Origin of the sequence: Streptomyces sp. NRRL S-378, from assembly GCF_000720645.1 — a bacterium.
GTDB lineage: Bacteria > Actinomycetota > Actinomycetes > Streptomycetales > Streptomycetaceae > Streptomyces.
This window is the reverse complement of record NZ_JOBX01000029.1, coordinates 19,696-35,416: the sequence shown is the minus strand read 5'-3', so window position 1 is coordinate 35,416 and position 15,721 is coordinate 19,696. Positions and strand designations below refer to the sequence as shown.

Genomic DNA, 15,721 nt, shown 5'->3' with positions numbered 1-15,721 from the left:
AGACTCCCCTGGTAGGAGGGGCAGGGGCGACCCGGAGCCGAACCGACGCCTGGACTCGTTGCCGCGCGGCTGCGGGATCCCCGGCCTCCTGGAGTTCCGTGATGCAATGTGACTGTGCGACGCCGCCTTGGCGCGGGTCTTGCCGATCCGGGGCTGAGTCCCGGCCGCCATCACGCCATAAGGGGTCGTTGTGACCGCAGGAGAGCCGGACGAGGTGCAGGCCCCTCGGCACCCCATCAGCCGGGACCGCCCGGGCAGGGCGATGACGTTGGCGGGGACGTTGGAGGCTGCTGAGGCCGCGGCGCCCGTGGAGTCGCTCGATGTGGTCGCGCGCATGCTCAAGGAGCACCTCGGGGCAGCTTCGGTATCGTTCCTGATCGCTGACTTCACGGGCGGTTCGGTCGTACGGCTGGGGGCTGCGGGCAGCTTCGATACGGACGAGCCGGCCGCGCGCATCCGGCTGCGGGGGACCCTGTACGACGACGTGATCCGCAGCCAGCGGCCACAGGTGGAGGACCGGGGCGACGGCGAGCTGGTGCGGGTCGTCGCCCCGGTGACCAATCGCGGGGATGCCATCGGGCTCCTGGAGCTGTCCCTGCCTGCGGCTCCGGGCGACGAAATGATGCGGGCGATCAGTGAGACCGCGCACGCACTGGCGTACATCGTCATCGCCAACCGGTCGCACACCGATGTGTACCAGTGGGGCCGGCTCACCAAACCGCTGAGTCTGGCCGCGGAGATCCAGCACCGGCTGCTCCCGGCGTCGCTCGCGTGTGAGGCGGCACAGTTCGCGGTCGCAGGTGCCCTGGAACCCGCTGACCACGTCGGGGGCGACACCTTCGACTATGTGATCGACCGGGATACGGTTCAGCTGTCCGTCACCGACGCCATGGGCCACGACGTCGACGCCGCGCTGCTGGCCACCCTGGTCGTGGGTGCCCTGCGGCGGGCGCGGCGGGCGGGTGCCGGTCTCGAGGAACAGGCCCGCCAGGCCGATCAGGCCATGCGCGATCACGGCCGTGGCGGTTACGTCACCGGTCAGCTCCTGCGCATCAGTCTGCTCGACGGCCGGGCCGAGTTCGTCAACGCCGGGCATCCCTGGCCGCTGCGGATGCGCAACGGGCAGGTAGAGGAGATCGTTCCCGAGGTCGATCGACCGTTCGGCCTCCATGTCTATGCCTCGCCGGCCGGCAGCTACCGGGTGCAGACGCTGGACTTGCGGCCGGGTGACCGGCTGGTGATGCTGACGGACGGCATGCTGGAGCGCAACGCCGAACACCTCGACCTGTCGGACCTGATCGTCCGCACCCGCGCCCTGCATCCCCGGGAAGCCGCCCGCACCCTCATCGGGGCGATCGTGGACACCGGTGACGGCCATCTGGACGACGATGCGACCGTCATGTGCCTGGACTGGCGTGGCGTCGGCAACTCGCAGCGCGACGCGGCCACCGGCGCCGACCTCGCCGACGCCTCACGACCGTCGAGGACCGGACGGCGCAACCTGGGCGCGTAGGGAGCGGCAGGCTCGTCCGGCGTGGGTGCGCGAGCGGGGGCCTAAACGGTGCGGGTGACGGTGACCTGAACAGTGACCGGCCTGATTGCACCCCGCTGGGTCAGGCAGGCCGTGACCGCATTCCGAACGTCTTCGCGCACCTGCCGGGCGACATCGACCACGCGACGGTCGGCGTGCAGGATGCAGCGCACTTCCACGGCCCACCCTCCTTCCGGGGTGTGCCGGCAGCGGATGCCGGCCACCTCGTGGTGCGAGGCGGCGCCTGCCGTCATGGCGTGGTGGACGCGGGAGGCCGCCAGAGCCAGCCGGTCGGCGAGCGCGGGCTGAAGGCCTGCGACACCAGGAGCGGCGAGGGCTGCTGCCGCTGCCGCCTGCTGGATGTCCTCACGGTGGAAGGCGGTCATCGTTCGCCCAGCCCGAGCCGCTCGCCACCCGGCACACGAGGGAGTTCCAGCACGGCATTGATCTCCAGGTCGACCACGGTGACGGCGAGACCGAGCGTGTCCTCAGCTGCGTTGAGGACGGCTTGGCGCACCCTGTCGGCCCGCTCCCGCAACGGCTTGTCAAGCGCGGCCGCAACCGTGATGGCGATGGAGTGGCCGCCCTGTACGGGGGTCAGGCGACAGCTGGCGGCCCGGGCGCCGCGGACGGTGTCAGCCGCCCGGCGCAACACTTTCGCGGCCGCGCTCTCGGCGATGCGCAAATCATGATCGGGATCGTCCAGCAACAGCATCGTCCCCAGCCGTGCCTCGGCTCGTACCGCGGTGATGACACGGTTGACGAGCCTGTGGCTGTCGGGCTGTTCCCGGGCGCGCAGAGCACGGGTGGCCCTGTCCAGGGCTGCCAGCCCTTCGACTGCCTCCTGGCAGTAGCGGCAGCTGCTGCTGTGGGGGTCTGAAGCGCCGGCGAGGTCGCGGGCCTGCTCCCAGGCGTGCCCGAGGGTGCGTCCGCAGGGCAGCAGTTCTTCCCCGGCCGGCAACTCGGCGTCGGGAATCGGCCGTACTCCGAGCCTCGTGGCGCCCTCGTGCTTGGGCTCTTCAGGGGAGGTGAGGTGCGGGTCGTTCAGCGCCATGGGCGCATCGCCTCCATCAGAGCGCGTCGTGCACGAAAGAGTCTGCCGCGTACCGTCTGTTCGCTGCTGCCCACCACATGGGCTATCTCTTCGTAGTGCAGGCCCTGCAGCTCCCGCAGGATCCAGCACGCCCGCAGCTCGGGCCGCAGTTCCAGAAGCGCTCGCGCCAGGGCGGCTGTGGCTGCGTCCGACTCGGCCACGCGCGGCGGTGAGCTGCCCGCATCCGCGGCAGCGGGTTCGGGGATGACGTCCAGGGGCAGAGGACGGGGGCGGTGACGCAGCGTATTGAGGCAGCGGTTGGTGACAATGCGGTACATCCACGTGCCGAACGAGGCACCGTGCCGGAATTCCGGTAGCCGCCTCCAGGCGCTGAGGAAGGACTCCTGGACGGCATCCTCGGCGTCCGCCCGGTTGCCGAGCAGGTGCTGGGCCAGGGCGAGCAGGCGGCCGCCGTGCCGACGGACCAGGACGGCGAAGGCTTCTTCATCCCCTTCGGAAGCCCGTACCGCCAGGACGCTGTCGTCCACCAGGTCGCTGGGAGTGTCCCTGTGCGCGGCGACGTCGGCGGTCGGACGCGGCGCCGACCGCATCGGGAGGTCCGCGCCGTACGGGGGCGGGGGTCTGGTCCGATTGCGCATCCGCCGCTCGCTTTCTGCCGAAGACGGTGGTCACGGCCTGCGTACGCACACTTCGATGGTAAGCGGGGTGCATCCCGCGGGCCGGGTGAGGAATGCCCCGGCGGCGTGTCTAACGCATGAGGGCACCGCACCGGCGCCCGGACGGAACTCTGGGGAGGTCCTCATGTCGGACACCATCAAGCCTCCTGCCGGCGGGAGTGAGGCAGGGCCTGCCGGGAAGGCCCTCACGGGCCAGGCCGGCGTTGGGACGGCTCCCGAGACCCGGGGCCGGACGACCATTGCCGACAGCGTCGTCGAAAAGATCGCAGGAATGGCCACCCGCGACGTGCCGGGCATCCACAGCCTCGGCTCCGGCATGGCGCGCACGCTCGGGGCGGTGACGGACAAGGTCCCGGGCGGACGTCCCAGTGTGAGTCGCGGAGTGAAGGTCGAGGTGGGCGAACGGCAGGCCGCCGTCGATCTCGACGTGGTCGTGGAGTACGGCGTTGCCATCGTGGACCTCGCTGCCGAGGTCCGGACCAGTGTCATCACAGCTGTGGAACGCATGACCGGTCTGGAGGTCGTCGAAGTGAACATCACCGTCGACGACGTCCACCTGCCCGACGAGGAGGACGACGAGGAAGTCGAGGGCCGCGTGCAGTGACCTCGCAGCCCGCGGCGTTCCGCCGACGGGCGCAGAAGCGATCGACGTGAAATTCAGGTGAGTGAGATGAGCGCAGCAACCACGGGTCTGCTGGCCGGCATGGCTCTGGGCTTCGCCGCATTCTTCGGCGGCTTCTGGGCGTTCCTGCTTGTTGCCTTTCTGGGGTTGGTGGGCCTGGTGATCGGCCGCATGCTGCAGGGTGACCTGGAGCTGTCCGACTTCACGCGTTCCCGGGACCGGCAGTGACCTCGCAGTCTGCCAGTGCTTCGCCCGGCGGAGCAGCAGCCACCGGGCCGGTCCTGCCGGCTGGCGAACGCGGCGCCACGGTGATCCCGGAGAAGGTGGTGGCCCGCATCGCGGCCCGCGCTGCGCGGGAGGCCTTGGCCACCCACACGGCCACGTCAGCCGCTCGAGCGAAGCTGGCCGCCCCGCACGCCTCGGTCACCGTCGGGAGCGGCACGGCCCGGCTGGGACTGAGACTGGACCTGCCCTACCCGCTGGACCTCACCCGTGCCTCCCGCCAGGTGCAGCAGTACGTCAGCGAGCGGGTCGCCCAGCTGACCGGGATGCGCGTCACTGAAGTCACCCTCGCCATCGAGCACCTGGTTCCCTCCGGTGGCCTGGAAGACCGACGCGTGCAGTGAACCGGTCCGCGGGCACACCGGGAAGGAGAGCCGATATGAAACGGGACCAAGACGCCCCGGCTGAGCCGGAGCAGCCCACGGTCACCGGCGGGGTCACCTCCCGCACGGTGGGGCAGCTGGAAAAGCAGCCTGCGGCTGGTCCGCGGCCGACCGGGCGCCGGTGGTCCGCTCGCCGGATACCCGCCGCACTGACCGCCCTGCTCATCGGGGCCGCCGCCGGGACGCTTCTGGTCGACGTCGTCAGGGTTCGCGCGGGCCAGTCCGCCGCGGCGTGGCGCACGCACCTGGCCGACGAACTGGCCACCCGTCCGCTGGACGACGTCTGGATACGGATCGGTGCAGGCGCCATCGTCCTCATCGGCCTCTGGCTGGTCGTCTTGGCACTCACCCCCGGCTTGCGTCACGAAATGCCCCTCAAGACCTCCGACGGGGACATGCGCGCCGTGCTGGATCGCGACACCGCGGCACTCCTTCTGCGGGATGCCGCCATGCGCGTCCCCGGGGTCAGTAGTGCCAGGATCCGAGTCCTCCGGAACCGCATCCGAGCCCGGGCGGACGTGCGTTTCCGCGCCCCCGCCGACGTCAAGGCCGATCTCTTGGCCGCCCTGGGTGAGGAACTCGACCGGCTCGCCCTTGCCCGCCCTCCCAGGCTGTCGGTACGGGTACGCGCCCGTCGGAAGTGACGTCCGTGAAGGACCACGGCCGAGCAAGAGACAGGAAACGGATCCCATGAAGAGGAAATCCGCAGTCAACCGAGTCCTTCTGGCCCTGACGGGCATCGTGCTGCTCGGCTCAGGCCTCCTGGTGCTGGCGGGCAGCTTCGACCTGTACCGGCGCTGGGCAGTGACGTCGCCCTCCGGCTGGCCCCTCACCGCTCCCCGGGACGTCCTGCTCGACGCCGCCGACCGCGACCGCTGGGCGGATGACGGATGGTGGTGGCCCGTGGTCATCGCGGTCCTGGCCATCGTCGTCGTGCTCGCCCTGGTGTGGCTGCTGGCACAACTGCGCCGCACGCACCCCGGGCACATACCCCTGGGAGGCCCCTCCGCCGTGGAGGGTGTGGAACTTCGTGAGCGCGCCCTCAGCGACGCTCTGGCCGCCGACGCCCAGCTACAGCCCGGCGTCCGCAAGGCTCGGGCGCGGATGGACGGCTCGGCCAAGCACCCGGAGGCCCATCTCGACCTCACCCTCACGTCCGACGGCGAGCCCGGACCCGTCCTGCGAGCACTGGGCGACGGCCCTCTGGAACGCGCCCGCCGGTCCACCGGCCAGACCCACCTCCCCGCGCTGGTGCAACTGCGGGTGAGCCCGCACAAGGCCCACCGCGCCGAGTAGGTCATCAGCTGGGGATCAGCTCGGGAGACCATCCCGATTGGGTGCGCCGTAGGGGGGTAGGGGCAGGGGAAGTCCATACCGGGACCGCGCGATGCTGTGGCGTGGGAGGTGAACACAATGGCGGCAGGCAAGAAGGTCAAGAACGTAGCCAAGAAAACCAAGGGCAAGGTGAAGGAAACCACCGGCCAGGTTCTCGGCAACGAAAGCCTGGAGGCCAAGGGGGCCCGCGAACAAATGGCGGGCGATGCGAAGCAGACCATACAAAAAGCCAAGGACACACTGAAGCATTGACCCCGACGACCGAGACCGTGAACAGGACAATCGTCGGAGTCGACGACGAGGACGAAGCGCCCCATCGGCTTCGTCCTCGTCGTCGGCGTTGACCCCCATGAACGAGGCCGTGCACGCCCCTACCGTCGCTGTCGACGGCGAGGACGGCTTGCTTCATCGGCTTCGTCCCCGTCCTCCCCGTCCTCCTCGTCCTCCTCGTCCTCGTCGTACTCGTCTTCCTCGTCTTCCTCTTCAGGGACGTCCTCCTCGGCGTATTCCTCCCCGCCGTTGGCGTAGCCGTCCTCGGATGCCTCCTCGTCTTCCTCAGGCTCTCCCTCCTCGGGCTCTTCGCCTTCCTCGAACTCGTCTCCCTCTTCGTCTTCCTCGTACTCTCCTTCCGCCTCGCCTGCGTCTTCTGCTGCTTCGTCCCTCGCTTCCCCCTCACCCTGGTCCTCGTCGCCTTCGTATTCGCCTTCCTCCTCGCCCTCGTCTTCTTCGTACTCGCCTTCCTCTTCCATCGCCTCTTCGTGGGTGCGGACCACTTCGCCGTCTCGGATCTCGCCGCGCCAGCCCTCTGGCTCATCGGTGGTGAGCGAGACATGCCTCAGGAAATGTTTGAGGTCCAGGCGCAGTCTGCGGCCTTGAGCGCGCCACAGGTTCCCGGTCTTCTCGAACAGTCCGGAGGGGTAGTACTCAACGACCACGACTATGCGGGTCAGCGACGGAGCGAGCTCGTGGAAGCTGACGCAGCCCCGGGTGCTTCCCTTGGCGCCTTCGGAAGTCCATACGATCCGCTCGTCGGGTATCTGCTCCTGAACGGTGGCCTTCCAGCCACGCGTCGAAGGTCCGACCTTGACCTTCCAGTCGCTGGTGGTGTCATCGTTGCGCGAGACGTCGCGAACGCCCTTGGCGAAGCTGCTGAAGTCCTCGTACTGCGCCCAGTGGTCGTACACGGTCCGCAGCGGAAGGCCCACGTCAATGAACTCGACGATGTTGACGACCTTGCCGCCGCTCTTACGGCCCTTCTTGCCCTTGCCGAAAATCTGGGAGGCGGCGTCGGTCACCTTGTCCTTGATGCCACTGAAGCCCTGCCCCATCATCGCCTTCATGGGCGAGTCGCCCTGGAGCATCCGCCCCCCGATACCGGCGACGTCAGAGAGTTTGCCGTTGCCCTGCGCCACGTCCGTGAGCTGATCGGTCACTTCCCCCAGCTTGTCCGACGCCTTGTCGGCAAGCTTCCCGGCTTGGGCTCCCAGGAACGAGGTCAGCTCTTCGAGCAGCTGGTCCATCCCCGACTTCTGTTCTTGCTCGCTGGCGCGTTCTGACTGTGCCATGACCTACCTCCGCGTGGACGGCTTGCGGCCTGACGTCTTCTTCGCCGCCGTCTTCCTGGCCGCCGTCTTGCGTGCGGGTGCGCGCGCTGCGGTCTTCTTCGCCGGCGCCGTCTTGCGTGCAGGTGTGCGCGCTGCGCTCTTCTTCGCCGACGCCGTCTTGGACGTCTTCTTGGCGGCGGTCTTGGAAGGCGCGGCCTTCTTGGCCTGCGCTGCCTTCTTGGCCGGCGCTGCCTTCTTGGCCGGCGCAGCCTTTTTGGTCGGCGCGGCCTTCTTGGCCGGCGCTGCCTTTTTGGTCGGCGCTGCCTTCTTGGCGGCTGCAGGGCGCGCTGACGTCTTCTCCGCTGAACTCTTCTTCGCCGCGGTCTTCTTTGCCGTCGGCCGCTTCGCGGGTGCCGCTGGTTTGGAGGTGCTCGGTCGCCGCGTCCTTCGTGCGGGAGCCTCGGAGCCGCCACGGGCGCGGGCCGGGGGGCGACTGCGCCTGCCGGGCGGGGGCTCTTCCTGAGGTTCTTCCTCTTCCTCCTCTTCTTCTTCCTCCGGCTCGTACGCTTCCTCCGCTTCTTCCTCTTCCGGCTCCGGTTCCTCTTCCTCCTCTGGCTCCTCTTCCTCCTCCGGTTCCTCTTCCTCCTCCGGTTCCTCTTCTTCCTCCTCCTCTTCTTCCTCCTCAGCCTCCGGCTCCGCGTAGCCTTCCTCGTCCTCGTCCTCGTACTCGTCGGACTCCTCTTCGTCCTCGCTCTCGCCGCCGCGGGTCAGTTCGAGGGTGCGGTGGTGCAGCGATTCGGCGAGGTCGCCGAGCTTGCGATTTGCTGCGGCTCCCAGCGCCTTCTTGCCCGCGTCCAGGGCCTCGCCCCGCAGCTGGTCGGTGATTTCCGCGAACTGGGGCGTCTCCTTGAGCTTGGTGAGGCCCTGCGCCATGAGCTGACCCGGTTCCAGGCCGAAGCGGCGGCCTGCAAGGTAGGTGGCCACCGAGAATGCGAGGCGGCCCTTCTTCGTACGCCCCAGTACGTAGCCCCCGGCCACAGCGGCCGCGAGCGTGAGTTTGGTCGTGTCCTCCATGAGCTGTAACCCTCCATCAGGGCGTTTGCGGGTTGCACGTCGCCGCCTGCCCAGGAATACGGTCCGAGCCCGTGGGCTGCGCTGGCTGGTTCTGCGCCGGCGGCCGAAGAAACGGCCCCGCTCAGGCGGCCTGTACACCGCCTACCCCCGATACGGGATATATGTCCCTATACGATGACATTGTAGGTTCAGCGAGCGGTGTTCCCCCAGTGGAGTCACCTCCCGGCCGCAGCAAAACGGCACGCCCGAGGAGAGTCCGGCCCCGCCCGGCCGAGGACACCGAGGAACGGACCCAGCGGCTCGGGAAGCCCCCGATCCTGTCGCGTCGCCCGAGCCGACCGAGGACGGCTGGGAGGCACAGACGGAGGTCGTGGAACCGGAACGCATCGTCGGCACGACCAGCGGGACGGCCGGCTACAAGGTCAGCTGCCACCCCTCACGGTGCGCACCGTAGCCGGGGGAACCCTGTGCGCAGTGGGTCGACTCCGTGGGCAAGGCGAAAGAGATGGGCATGGACCGGTGGGAGCAGGCCCGACCCGGCCGCGGTCGGGGCCGCCAACGCTCCCCTCGCGCCACACCGGCAGCATCCAGGCCTACGCCGACGCCGCAGCTCCGCTCACGGAGACTGCCGTGGCTCGAGGATGTCGCCCGCACCCATCACGACGTCGTGCAGGCGTCCTCCGCCCACACGAAGGTCCTTCCCCTGCGACTGGCCACCGTCGGCCGCCCCCGCGTGCGCGCCGCGGTTCAGCACCGGCGCGAGGACGGTGCGGCCTTCTACCCGTTCCCTACCGGCGGGCACAGCTCCAAGCACCCATGCCCTGCAGCGCAGCCAGCCTTCTGGCCGTGGCGATCTGCTCCGATTTCGTGGCCAGGTCGGCTCGGGCCGCGTACCTGCGGCCACCCGCGGCCTTCCAGCTCGACCGGGTGAACTGCAGACCGCCGTAGTGCCCATTGCCTGTATTGGCACGCCAGTTGCCGCCCGACTCGCATTGGGCGATCGCGTCCCAGTCCACGCGAGGTTTCGAAGAGCGGGCGGCCGCATCGGCGGAATGGGGCAGTGCCGCCTGGCACAGGAGCGCTGCGCAGAGCAGGGCCAGAATGGTGCTTCCGGTTCGCTGGCTGTCCTGGAAACGAGACATCAGTCCTCCTTCGCTGTCCGGCGGACGGTCCGGTCCTGTGTCTCCGGCCAGTCCCGCCGACGGCCGTCGGGCCACACAGGCAGCACAGCACGCCTCCCGGCCGCCCCCGGCCCTTTCCCGCGGGCGAATGGGCAACGCCACCCGTTCGGCGGCCGCAGGCGCGACTGCAGGGACGCGCGACCGTAGGGCTCACCGTGTCCTTTGCTGCGCCCAAGTGGAGTAGGGCAACAGCTCGGCGCCGGGCATCCCACCGTTCGACGCGCGACCATCACAGCAGGAGTCCTTCGACCGCCGGCCCGCTCCGCGGATGGGAGCCGGATCGCCGACGTTCTCGAACGCGCCAGCAACGAAGCCGCGGCCGCGATGGCCGGGATGGAGAGCACACCGATGACCAGCCGGCACGACGGTAACGAGTCCTCTTCCCCCTCAGGAGAGCCGACAGAAGGCGGGAGCACACAGAACGGAGCCGATGAGGCTGACGGTCCGTCGGCCGGGGCCGACGGCAGGTCCAAGGCCAAGGAAAAGGCCGCCGCGGCCAAGGAACACACCATCGCCAAAGCCAAACAGGCCACGGCCCAGGTCCGTGAAAAGGCCGGCCATACGGCTGAGCTGGCGAAGAACAGGACACCCGAACCGCTCCTGCACACGGCCGCCCAAACCGCAGAGCACGTCCGTGACGCCGCATCTCGGGCCGGACACCTCGCAGCCGACAGAACCCCCGACGCAGTCCGTGAAAGGGCTGCTCACGCGGCGCACGCAGCAGGGTCCAAGTGGACCCCACTGCTTTCAGTGGGGTTCGCACTCCTCGTTTTTCTCCTCATGCGCCGCAGGCGGCGGAACCGCTGAAGCATCGAGAGGAAGGTCTGCCGACACCCGATGTACGGTCCCGGAAGGTGTTCAGCCGGGCCCGTACCAGCGATTCGGGGGCAGAGGGCACATGCTGCGCTGATCGTGGGTGCGGGCCGTTCCCGGTCGCAGTCGCAGGCACCCCCTGAGGCCGAGCTCGGGGCTTCGTTGAACCGCGCGCGCCTACGGCGTGCGTCGGCCGACACGGGTCTCGAGCAGCCACAGGGTGCCGCGTTCGATGGTGAATTCGATGTCGCACACAGCGCCGTAGTGCTCTTCCAGCCGCTCCCTGTACGTGCACAAGCGATCGAACGAGTCCGGGTCCAGCGTGGCCAGCTCCTGAAGCGGCAAGCCCTTGCGCACGCCCGAGACGACCTCCTCGCCCTGAGCGTTCGGCAGGTACGTGCCGTACAGCCCGGGACGCCCACCGGCCGGATCACGGCGGAACACGACACCGCTGCCGGAGTCGGCTCCGACATTGCCGAAGACCATGCTCTGGACGGTGACCGCCGTTCCGGACCGGAATGCGGTGAGGATCGCCTGCCACAGCTGTTCGGCGGGGTCCTGCGGAAACGCCCTCCCGGTGCGTTCGAGAATGAGGTCCTTGAACGTTTCGACGACCCGGATGAGGTCGCAGGTGTCCAGCTGGGAGTCGTCTGCGACGCGGTGCTGCACCTTGATCTGCCGGAGCGCGTCTTCGAACAGTGAACTTTCGACGCCCATGACCGTGCTGCCGAACATCTGCACGAGGCGGCGGTAGGAATCCCAGCCGAATCTGTCCCGGTCGGGCATCCTGGCCAGTCCCAGCACGGACAGGTCATTCAGGCCGATGTCCAGGATGGTCTCCATCATGCCCGGCACGGAGCGCATGGCCCCCGCCCTGACCGACAGCAGAAGCGGGTTGTCCACCTGCCCCAGCCTCTTGCCGGCAGCCCGCTCCAGCGCCGCCAGGTGCTCATCGACCTCGCGTTTCAAGCCCTCCGGCGGCTTGTCGGTGGCCAGGAAGGCACGGCCGGCTTGGGCGGTGAGGGTGAAGCCCGGCGGTACGGGCAGGCCCATGGACGCCATTTCCGCGAGGTTCGCGCCCTTGCTTCCGAGCAGCTCGGCCATGCCCCGGCCGCCCTCGTCGAAGTCGTACACGTACGAACTCATGCCTGCCGCCCGTGGGCGCGCAGTGCGGCCAGACGTTGTTCGTACTCTTCTTCGTCGATCTCACCTCGGGCGAACCGATCCGCGAGCACCTGCTTGGGGGAAGGCAGAGCCGGGGGCCGCGCCGTGCTCGAGGCGGGACGGTCGGCGCTGCGGAGGAGCAGAACGACTCCCGCAACGGCCAGGGCCACGAGGAGGACCATGCCGAGCGCCATAACCACCCAGCCCCATCCGGCCATTCCGTGGTCGTACCAGAACATGGTTCACGCTCCTGTTGCGGTGGTCCGGGACACGGCCCACAGGGCATGTCCCCCTTGCCCTCACTGTCCGTCGGCCCGTGTCGTCCGGGCATGGGCCGGTCGGGGTCGCAGCCGGGGCCGACAGGCCCGTCCTGCACCACCCTTTTCTCTCCCTCCAGCTGCGACCACCCATCCGAGGCTCCTGCAGATCCGTATGCCGAGGAACAGACGCGGGCGTGTGCCGGAATGCAGGTGACGTCAGGCTGTTTCAGTATGGAAGTCGGGTCGGACGTGTCGCTGTCCACGGAGGTGAACGCGATGATGCCTCCCGGGCGGAGTCGGGCCAACGGCACCGGGCGGAGAACGGCTTCCCGGGGCCGGTACGGGAGGACAGCGGCCATCGCCGGGCCCCCTGCGCTCAACACGGGGGATCAGGACCTGATCTCCTCAGGCTGCCGCGAGCCGGGCCGTGCCCCGCAGGCGGTGCGGCGGCCAGGGTCCGGCGCGACCACCTGGGCACCGCGATGAGCACGGCCGCGACGCCGGACCCCACGACAGCCGCGACAGCCGGGAGTCCCCACGGCGCAGCGGGACCGGGGAGTGCCGGCGGGCAGTCGAGGCAGTCGATCCTCACCTTGACGATGAACCCCACGGTCGATCTCTGCTGGGAGGTCGGGCTCTTGGAGGACATCGGCAAGAACCGTGCCCGGGTCAGGTCGGTGGCTGCCGGCGGCGGAGGGATCAACGTCGCCCGCCATGTCGTGCGGCTCGGAGGACGAGCCACTGCCTTCCACACCGCCGGAGGCGAGGTCGGCCTGCGCCTGAACCGGCTGCTGGACGAAGAGGGCATCGACCACGTCGCAGTCGACATCGAGGACCAGACCCGCGAAGCACTCGTGCTGTTCGAAGCCCAGTCGCGCCGCAGCTACCACATCGTGCCACCCGGGCCGCACCTGCACGACCACGAGGGGCAGCAGTGTCTGGATGCGCTGGCGAGGGCCGTCGGCAGCTGCCCGTACGTCGTGGCCAGCGGCAGCCTGCCCGGCGGCCTGCCCGACGACTTCTACGCGGCCGTCGCCCGCCGTATCAGGGAGGCCGGATCCCGACTGGTCCTGGACACCTCCGGGCCTGCGCTTCGCGGAGCACTCGCGGAGGGCGTGTTCCTGTTCAGATGCAACCGGACGGAGGCCGAGAGCCTGACCGGCCAACCGGTATGCGGCTTCGACGACGCCCGGGCCCTCAACGAGCACCTGCTCGGCACGGGGGCCGCCGAGATCGCCGTCACCACCCTCGGAGAGCTGGGTGCACTGTGCTCGACCGGCCACGGCCACACCGAGCTCTACGCGCCGCCGCTGCCCGGCGAGGCCCTGAGCGATGCCGGGGCGGGAGACAGCATGGTCGCCGCCATCACCACGCAGTTGGCCTCCGGAGTGGATCCCGTCAGCGCCTGCGCGCTGGGGGTTGCGGTGGCCGCCGCAGCGATGCTCACTCCCAGCACCGAACCCTTCGACCTGGACGCGGCCCGATCGCTCCGCTCCCAGGTGAGGACCCGGTTCCAGACCGATGCACGGCGCCAGGACCTGTGACCCTGCCCCCGCGAGACGGCAATCCAACACCCGATCGCGTCGGCTGGATCCTCGCCCCGTCCTGCTGCGCCCCTGCTCTGTGGGCCGGCGGCGCTCGGCCGGCACGAGTCGAAGGTCTCGAAGACCGGGCACGGCCGGCGGAACGCGGGCAGCGCTACTCGTACGTGTTCTTGCGCAGGGCGCGGTGCCGGCGGTCGCCCTGGCCGGCTCCGTTCACCGCGGTGAGGGACGGGAGCGCCGCTCCGTTGTTCCACAGGCCGAGGTGATCACGATGGACGGCTACGACACCGTTCTGCACGGCGCAGCGTTCGGCGGGGCCGCTGAAGTACGTGGTGGTGACGAAGACGGCGACCTCGGCTTTGAAGTGCACCTGCGAGCCGAGGAGGTTGCGGACCTCCCCGTTGGAGATCCTCCTCTTCGGGTGGTAGCGCTTGCACTGGATCACCATGGTGCGGCCGTCGGGCAGACGTCCGCGTACGTCGGCGCCGTCGTCCCCCGTGCGGCCGACGCGGCGGACTTCCGTACAGCCGTCCCGCCTGCAGAGGTCGGCGACGAAGTCCTCGAACTGCGTGCCGTCCATCAGGTCCACCTCGGCAAGCGTTCGATGGCCGACGTCAACCGCGTCTTCGTGGCGCCACTGGCGGTCACTGCCCCGGATGAGACGGTCCGTCCTCCACAGCCACCAAACGCCACCGCCGACGACCCCGAGCAGCAACAGTGCGACCAGGTAAGGCCAGATGACCGACCAGAACATCAGGAGCAGCGCCAGGACGACGACGCCGGCCCAGGCGCCGGCCTTGAGCCGGGCCTCCCGGCGCTTCCGTGATGCCGACCGGCGCCTCTTGCGTACCGCCACCCCGTACCTCCCCGTCTCCGATCAGTCTGGGCACGGCGACGCGTGTCAGTAAGGGCGCCCGTCGGCCATGGCTCGATCCCTGCGGGCTGCCCGGAAGGCGGGGGCGGGCACGTGCCCGACGACGACCCGGTGTCCCCGCGGCCGGGCCGAGGAGCGCTGGAGGTCATCCGCGGGTCATCCGCCGCTCGGGCCGTTGCGAGGACGAGTCCCGAATGCTGTGGCAGCGGCGGTGATCGACAGTGCGGCCAGCAGTGCGAACAGTGCGGGGTAGCCGCCGAGGGGTCCGGCCAGGACCGCGCCGGCGAAGGGGGCGAGGGCTGCTGCGGCGTGGGCGGGTGCGCCGAGGAGTCCGGAGAGCCGGCCGTAATGGGTGGTGCCCCAGCGGTCGGTGACGGCGGTGGCCTGGAGGAGGGTGAGGTTGCCGCGGATCACGCCGGCGAGGACGGATACGGCGACGAGGAGCGCATAGGGGCCGGCCACGGTGGCGAGGGCTGCGGTGGTGAGGGCGCCGAGGGCGATCAGGGCGACGGTGCGGGCGGTGACGCCGAGATGGCGGGCGAGGGTCGCGTACAGGGTGCGGCCGAGGGTCTGGCCGGCGCCGCCGAGGCCGAGGGCCCATGCGGCTTGGGTGGTGGTGTAGCCGCGTTCGAGAAGGAGGGGGACGAGGCCGATGACGACGGCGTACATCGCGAACGCGGACAGGGTGAAGGTGACGGCCAGCATCCAGAACGCCCGGCTGCGCACGACGTGCTCGTGGCCGCTGGTGACGTGCGGCGGGCTCGGCGGGGCCGGCGGCCAGGGGGCTTTCAGCGCGATCGCGTGGGCCGGGACGGTCAGGATGGCGAGGATGCCTGCGAGGACCACGTAGGTGGCGCGCCAGGACATGTGGTCGGCGAGGACCGCGGTCAGGGGGGCGAAGACGGTGGAGGCGAGTCCGCCGGCGAGGGTGACGATCGTGAGTGCGCGGATGTGTTCGGGGCCCCACCAGCGGGTGAGGGCGGCGAAGGCCGGCTGGTAGAGGATGGCGGCCATCGCCGCTCCGGCGAGCAGCCATCCGGCGAAGAAGACGGCCAGGTTGGGGGCCGCGGCGATGACCAGCAGGCTCAGGGTCGCCAGGACCGAGCCTGCGGTCATGACGGTGCGGGGCCCGCGGTGGTCCAGTACCCGGCCGACGTAGACCCCGGCTATGGCGGAGACGACGAGGGCGGCGGAGAACGCAGCGGTGGTCGCGCCCGCGCTCCACCCGGTGTCGGCGGTAATGGCGGGATTGAGGACGGGGAAGGCGTAGTAGACGATGCCCCAGCTCGTGATCTGGGTGAGGCAGAAGGCGGGCAGGACGGCGCGTGGCCGCGACCGGATCCCCGTCCCGGTCGCGGCCACGCCGCTTTGGAGGTCGCTCAC

The 15,721-nt window shown here is 69.7% G+C and carries 17 protein-coding genes and 2 pseudogenes; 9 read left to right on the top strand and 10 right to left on the bottom strand.

Annotated elements, in window-relative coordinates; translation table 11 throughout:
- Positions 1-262 precede the first annotated feature (262 nt).
- Complete coding sequence (locus tag IH80_RS0120975; protein WP_030962434.1) at positions 263-1,513, top strand: PP2C family protein-serine/threonine phosphatase; 1,251 nt, start codon at positions 263-265, stop codon at positions 1,511-1,513.
- 41 nt (positions 1,514-1,554) lie between these two features.
- Here the strand turns inward: IH80_RS0120975 and IH80_RS0120970 are convergent, their stop codons facing one another.
- Genes IH80_RS0120970 through IH80_RS0120960 form a run of 3 tightly spaced genes read right to left on the bottom strand, consistent with a single transcriptional unit; the run spans position 1,555 to position 3,112 of the window.
- Positions 1,555-1,917, bottom strand: coding sequence for a hypothetical protein (locus IH80_RS0120970; RefSeq protein ID WP_030962433.1), 363 nt, complete (start codon positions 1,915-1,917; stop codon positions 1,555-1,557).
- Positions 1,914-2,585, bottom strand: a complete 672-nt coding sequence (locus tag IH80_RS0120965; RefSeq protein WP_030962432.1) for a hypothetical protein — start codon at positions 2,583-2,585, stop codon at positions 1,914-1,916. Before IH80_RS0120965 ends, IH80_RS0120970 begins: the two co-directional genes overlap by 4 nt.
- The gene (locus tag IH80_RS0120960; RefSeq protein WP_030962430.1) at positions 2,576-3,112 is read right to left on the bottom strand and encodes an RNA polymerase sigma factor; all 537 of its coding nucleotides are present in this window, start codon (positions 3,110-3,112) and stop codon (positions 2,576-2,578) included. Before IH80_RS0120960 ends, IH80_RS0120965 begins: the two co-directional genes overlap by 10 nt.
- A gap of 274 nt (positions 3,113-3,386) precedes the next feature.
- Here IH80_RS0120960 and IH80_RS0120955 point away from each other — a divergent pair, with 274 nt between their 5' ends.
- The 6 genes from IH80_RS0120955 (at position 3,387) to IH80_RS0120930 (ending at position 6,136) form a co-directional block, all read left to right on the top strand.
- Positions 3,387-3,866, top strand: a complete 480-nt coding sequence (locus IH80_RS0120955; RefSeq protein WP_030962428.1) for an Asp23/Gls24 family envelope stress response protein — start codon at positions 3,387-3,389, stop codon at positions 3,864-3,866.
- Positions 3,867-3,932: 66 nt separating this feature from the next.
- The gene (locus tag IH80_RS0120950) at positions 3,933-4,112 is read left to right on the top strand and encodes a hypothetical protein (protein ID WP_030722688.1); all 180 of its coding nucleotides are present in this window, start codon (positions 3,933-3,935) and stop codon (positions 4,110-4,112) included.
- Entirely contained in the window at positions 4,109-4,510 is a 402-nt protein-coding gene (locus IH80_RS0120945) for an Asp23/Gls24 family envelope stress response protein (protein WP_051809663.1), read from the top strand. The genes IH80_RS0120950 and IH80_RS0120945 overlap by 4 nt, the downstream gene beginning before the upstream one ends.
- A 35-nt stretch (positions 4,511-4,545) precedes the next feature.
- Positions 4,546-5,193, top strand: coding sequence for a DUF6286 domain-containing protein (locus tag IH80_RS39540; protein ID WP_030962426.1), 648 nt, complete (start codon positions 4,546-4,548; stop codon positions 5,191-5,193).
- A gap of 46 nt (positions 5,194-5,239) precedes the next feature.
- Positions 5,240-5,845, top strand: a complete 606-nt coding sequence (locus IH80_RS0120935; protein ID WP_030962425.1) for a hypothetical protein — start codon at positions 5,240-5,242, stop codon at positions 5,843-5,845.
- 117 nt (positions 5,846-5,962) lie between these two features.
- Positions 5,963-6,136, top strand: a complete 174-nt coding sequence (locus tag IH80_RS0120930; protein WP_030962424.1) for a CsbD family protein — start codon at positions 5,963-5,965, stop codon at positions 6,134-6,136.
- Between the two features lie 119 nt (positions 6,137-6,255).
- On the opposite strand, the gene IH80_RS0120925 is transcribed toward IH80_RS0120930, so the two are convergent.
- Positions 6,256-7,449, bottom strand: a complete 1,194-nt coding sequence (locus tag IH80_RS0120925; RefSeq protein ID WP_030962423.1) for an SRPBCC family protein — start codon at positions 7,447-7,449, stop codon at positions 6,256-6,258.
- 3 nt (positions 7,450-7,452) lie between these two features.
- Positions 7,453-8,502 carry a hypothetical protein gene (locus IH80_RS44825; protein ID WP_030962421.1) on the bottom strand — a complete coding sequence of 350 codons (1,050 nt, stop codon included), beginning with the start codon at positions 8,500-8,502 and terminating at the stop codon, positions 7,453-7,455.
- 361 nt (positions 8,503-8,863) lie between these two features.
- Here IH80_RS44825 and IH80_RS46135 point away from each other — a divergent pair.
- Positions 8,864-8,956: pseudogene (locus tag IH80_RS46135) on the top strand (hypothetical protein); the annotation flags it as partial.
- A gap of 334 nt (positions 8,957-9,290) precedes the next feature.
- Here IH80_RS46135 and IH80_RS0120915 read toward each other — a convergent pair.
- The 3 genes and pseudogenes from IH80_RS0120915 to IH80_RS0120905 all read right to left on the bottom strand — a co-directional run bounded on the left by IH80_RS0120915 (position 9,291) and on the right by IH80_RS0120905 (position 11,899).
- Complete coding sequence (locus IH80_RS0120915) at positions 9,291-9,644, bottom strand: transglycosylase family protein (RefSeq protein ID WP_051809661.1); 354 nt, start codon at positions 9,642-9,644, stop codon at positions 9,291-9,293.
- A gap of 1,035 nt (positions 9,645-10,679) precedes the next feature.
- Positions 10,680-11,642 (bottom strand): annotated as a pseudogene (locus tag IH80_RS0120910) (PEP/pyruvate-binding domain-containing protein); the annotation flags it as partial.
- Positions 11,639-11,899, bottom strand: coding sequence for an SHOCT domain-containing protein (locus IH80_RS0120905; protein ID WP_030962413.1), 261 nt, complete (start codon positions 11,897-11,899; stop codon positions 11,639-11,641). The pseudogene IH80_RS0120910 and the gene IH80_RS0120905, both read right to left, overlap by 4 nt.
- Positions 11,900-12,513: 614 nt before the next feature.
- On the opposite strand from IH80_RS0120905, the gene IH80_RS0120900 reads away from it, so the two are divergent.
- Positions 12,514-13,464 (top strand): 1-phosphofructokinase family hexose kinase, encoded by a 951-nt coding sequence (locus IH80_RS0120900; protein WP_158943536.1) that lies wholly within the window; start codon positions 12,514-12,516, stop codon positions 13,462-13,464.
- A gap of 154 nt (positions 13,465-13,618) precedes the next feature.
- Here the strand turns inward: IH80_RS0120900 and IH80_RS0120895 are convergent, their stop codons facing one another.
- Together IH80_RS0120895 and IH80_RS0120890 are read right to left on the bottom strand one after the other, a co-directional pair.
- On the bottom strand, positions 13,619-14,320 hold the full coding sequence (locus tag IH80_RS0120895; RefSeq protein ID WP_030962409.1) for a restriction endonuclease: 702 nt from the start codon (positions 14,318-14,320) through the stop codon (positions 13,619-13,621).
- A gap of 174 nt (positions 14,321-14,494) precedes the next feature.
- Positions 14,495-15,721, bottom strand: coding sequence for an MFS transporter (locus IH80_RS0120890; RefSeq protein ID WP_030962407.1), 1,227 nt, complete (start codon positions 15,719-15,721; stop codon positions 14,495-14,497).

What these genes read in the sequence shown, in the direction of transcription:
- IH80_RS0120975 (WP_030962434.1), top strand. Translation starts at nt 263, where the DNA reads ATGACGTTGGCGGGGACGTTGGAGGCTGCTGAGGCCGCGGCGCCCGTG.
- IH80_RS0120970 (WP_030962433.1), bottom strand. Translation starts at nt 1,917, where the DNA reads ATGACCGCCTTCCACCGTGAGGACATCCAGCAGGCGGCAGCGGCAGCA.
- IH80_RS0120965 (WP_030962432.1), bottom strand. Translation starts at nt 2,585, where the DNA reads ATGGCGCTGAACGACCCGCACCTCACCTCCCCTGAAGAGCCCAAGCAC.
- IH80_RS0120955 (WP_030962428.1), top strand. Translation starts at nt 3,387, where the DNA reads ATGTCGGACACCATCAAGCCTCCTGCCGGCGGGAGTGAGGCAGGGCCT.
- IH80_RS0120950 (WP_030722688.1), top strand. Translation starts at nt 3,933, where the DNA reads ATGAGCGCAGCAACCACGGGTCTGCTGGCCGGCATGGCTCTGGGCTTC.
- IH80_RS39540 (WP_030962426.1), top strand. Translation starts at nt 4,546, where the DNA reads ATGAAACGGGACCAAGACGCCCCGGCTGAGCCGGAGCAGCCCACGGTC.
- IH80_RS0120935 (WP_030962425.1), top strand. Translation starts at nt 5,240, where the DNA reads ATGAAGAGGAAATCCGCAGTCAACCGAGTCCTTCTGGCCCTGACGGGC.
- IH80_RS0120930 (WP_030962424.1), top strand. Translation starts at nt 5,963, where the DNA reads ATGGCGGCAGGCAAGAAGGTCAAGAACGTAGCCAAGAAAACCAAGGGC.
- IH80_RS0120925 (WP_030962423.1), bottom strand. Translation starts at nt 7,449, where the DNA reads ATGGCACAGTCAGAACGCGCCAGCGAGCAAGAACAGAAGTCGGGGATG.
- IH80_RS44825 (WP_030962421.1), bottom strand. Translation starts at nt 8,502, where the DNA reads ATGGAGGACACGACCAAACTCACGCTCGCGGCCGCTGTGGCCGGGGGC.
- IH80_RS0120915 (WP_051809661.1), bottom strand. Translation starts at nt 9,644, where the DNA reads ATGTCTCGTTTCCAGGACAGCCAGCGAACCGGAAGCACCATTCTGGCC.
- IH80_RS0120905 (WP_030962413.1), bottom strand. Translation starts at nt 11,899, where the DNA reads ATGTTCTGGTACGACCACGGAATGGCCGGATGGGGCTGGGTGGTTATG.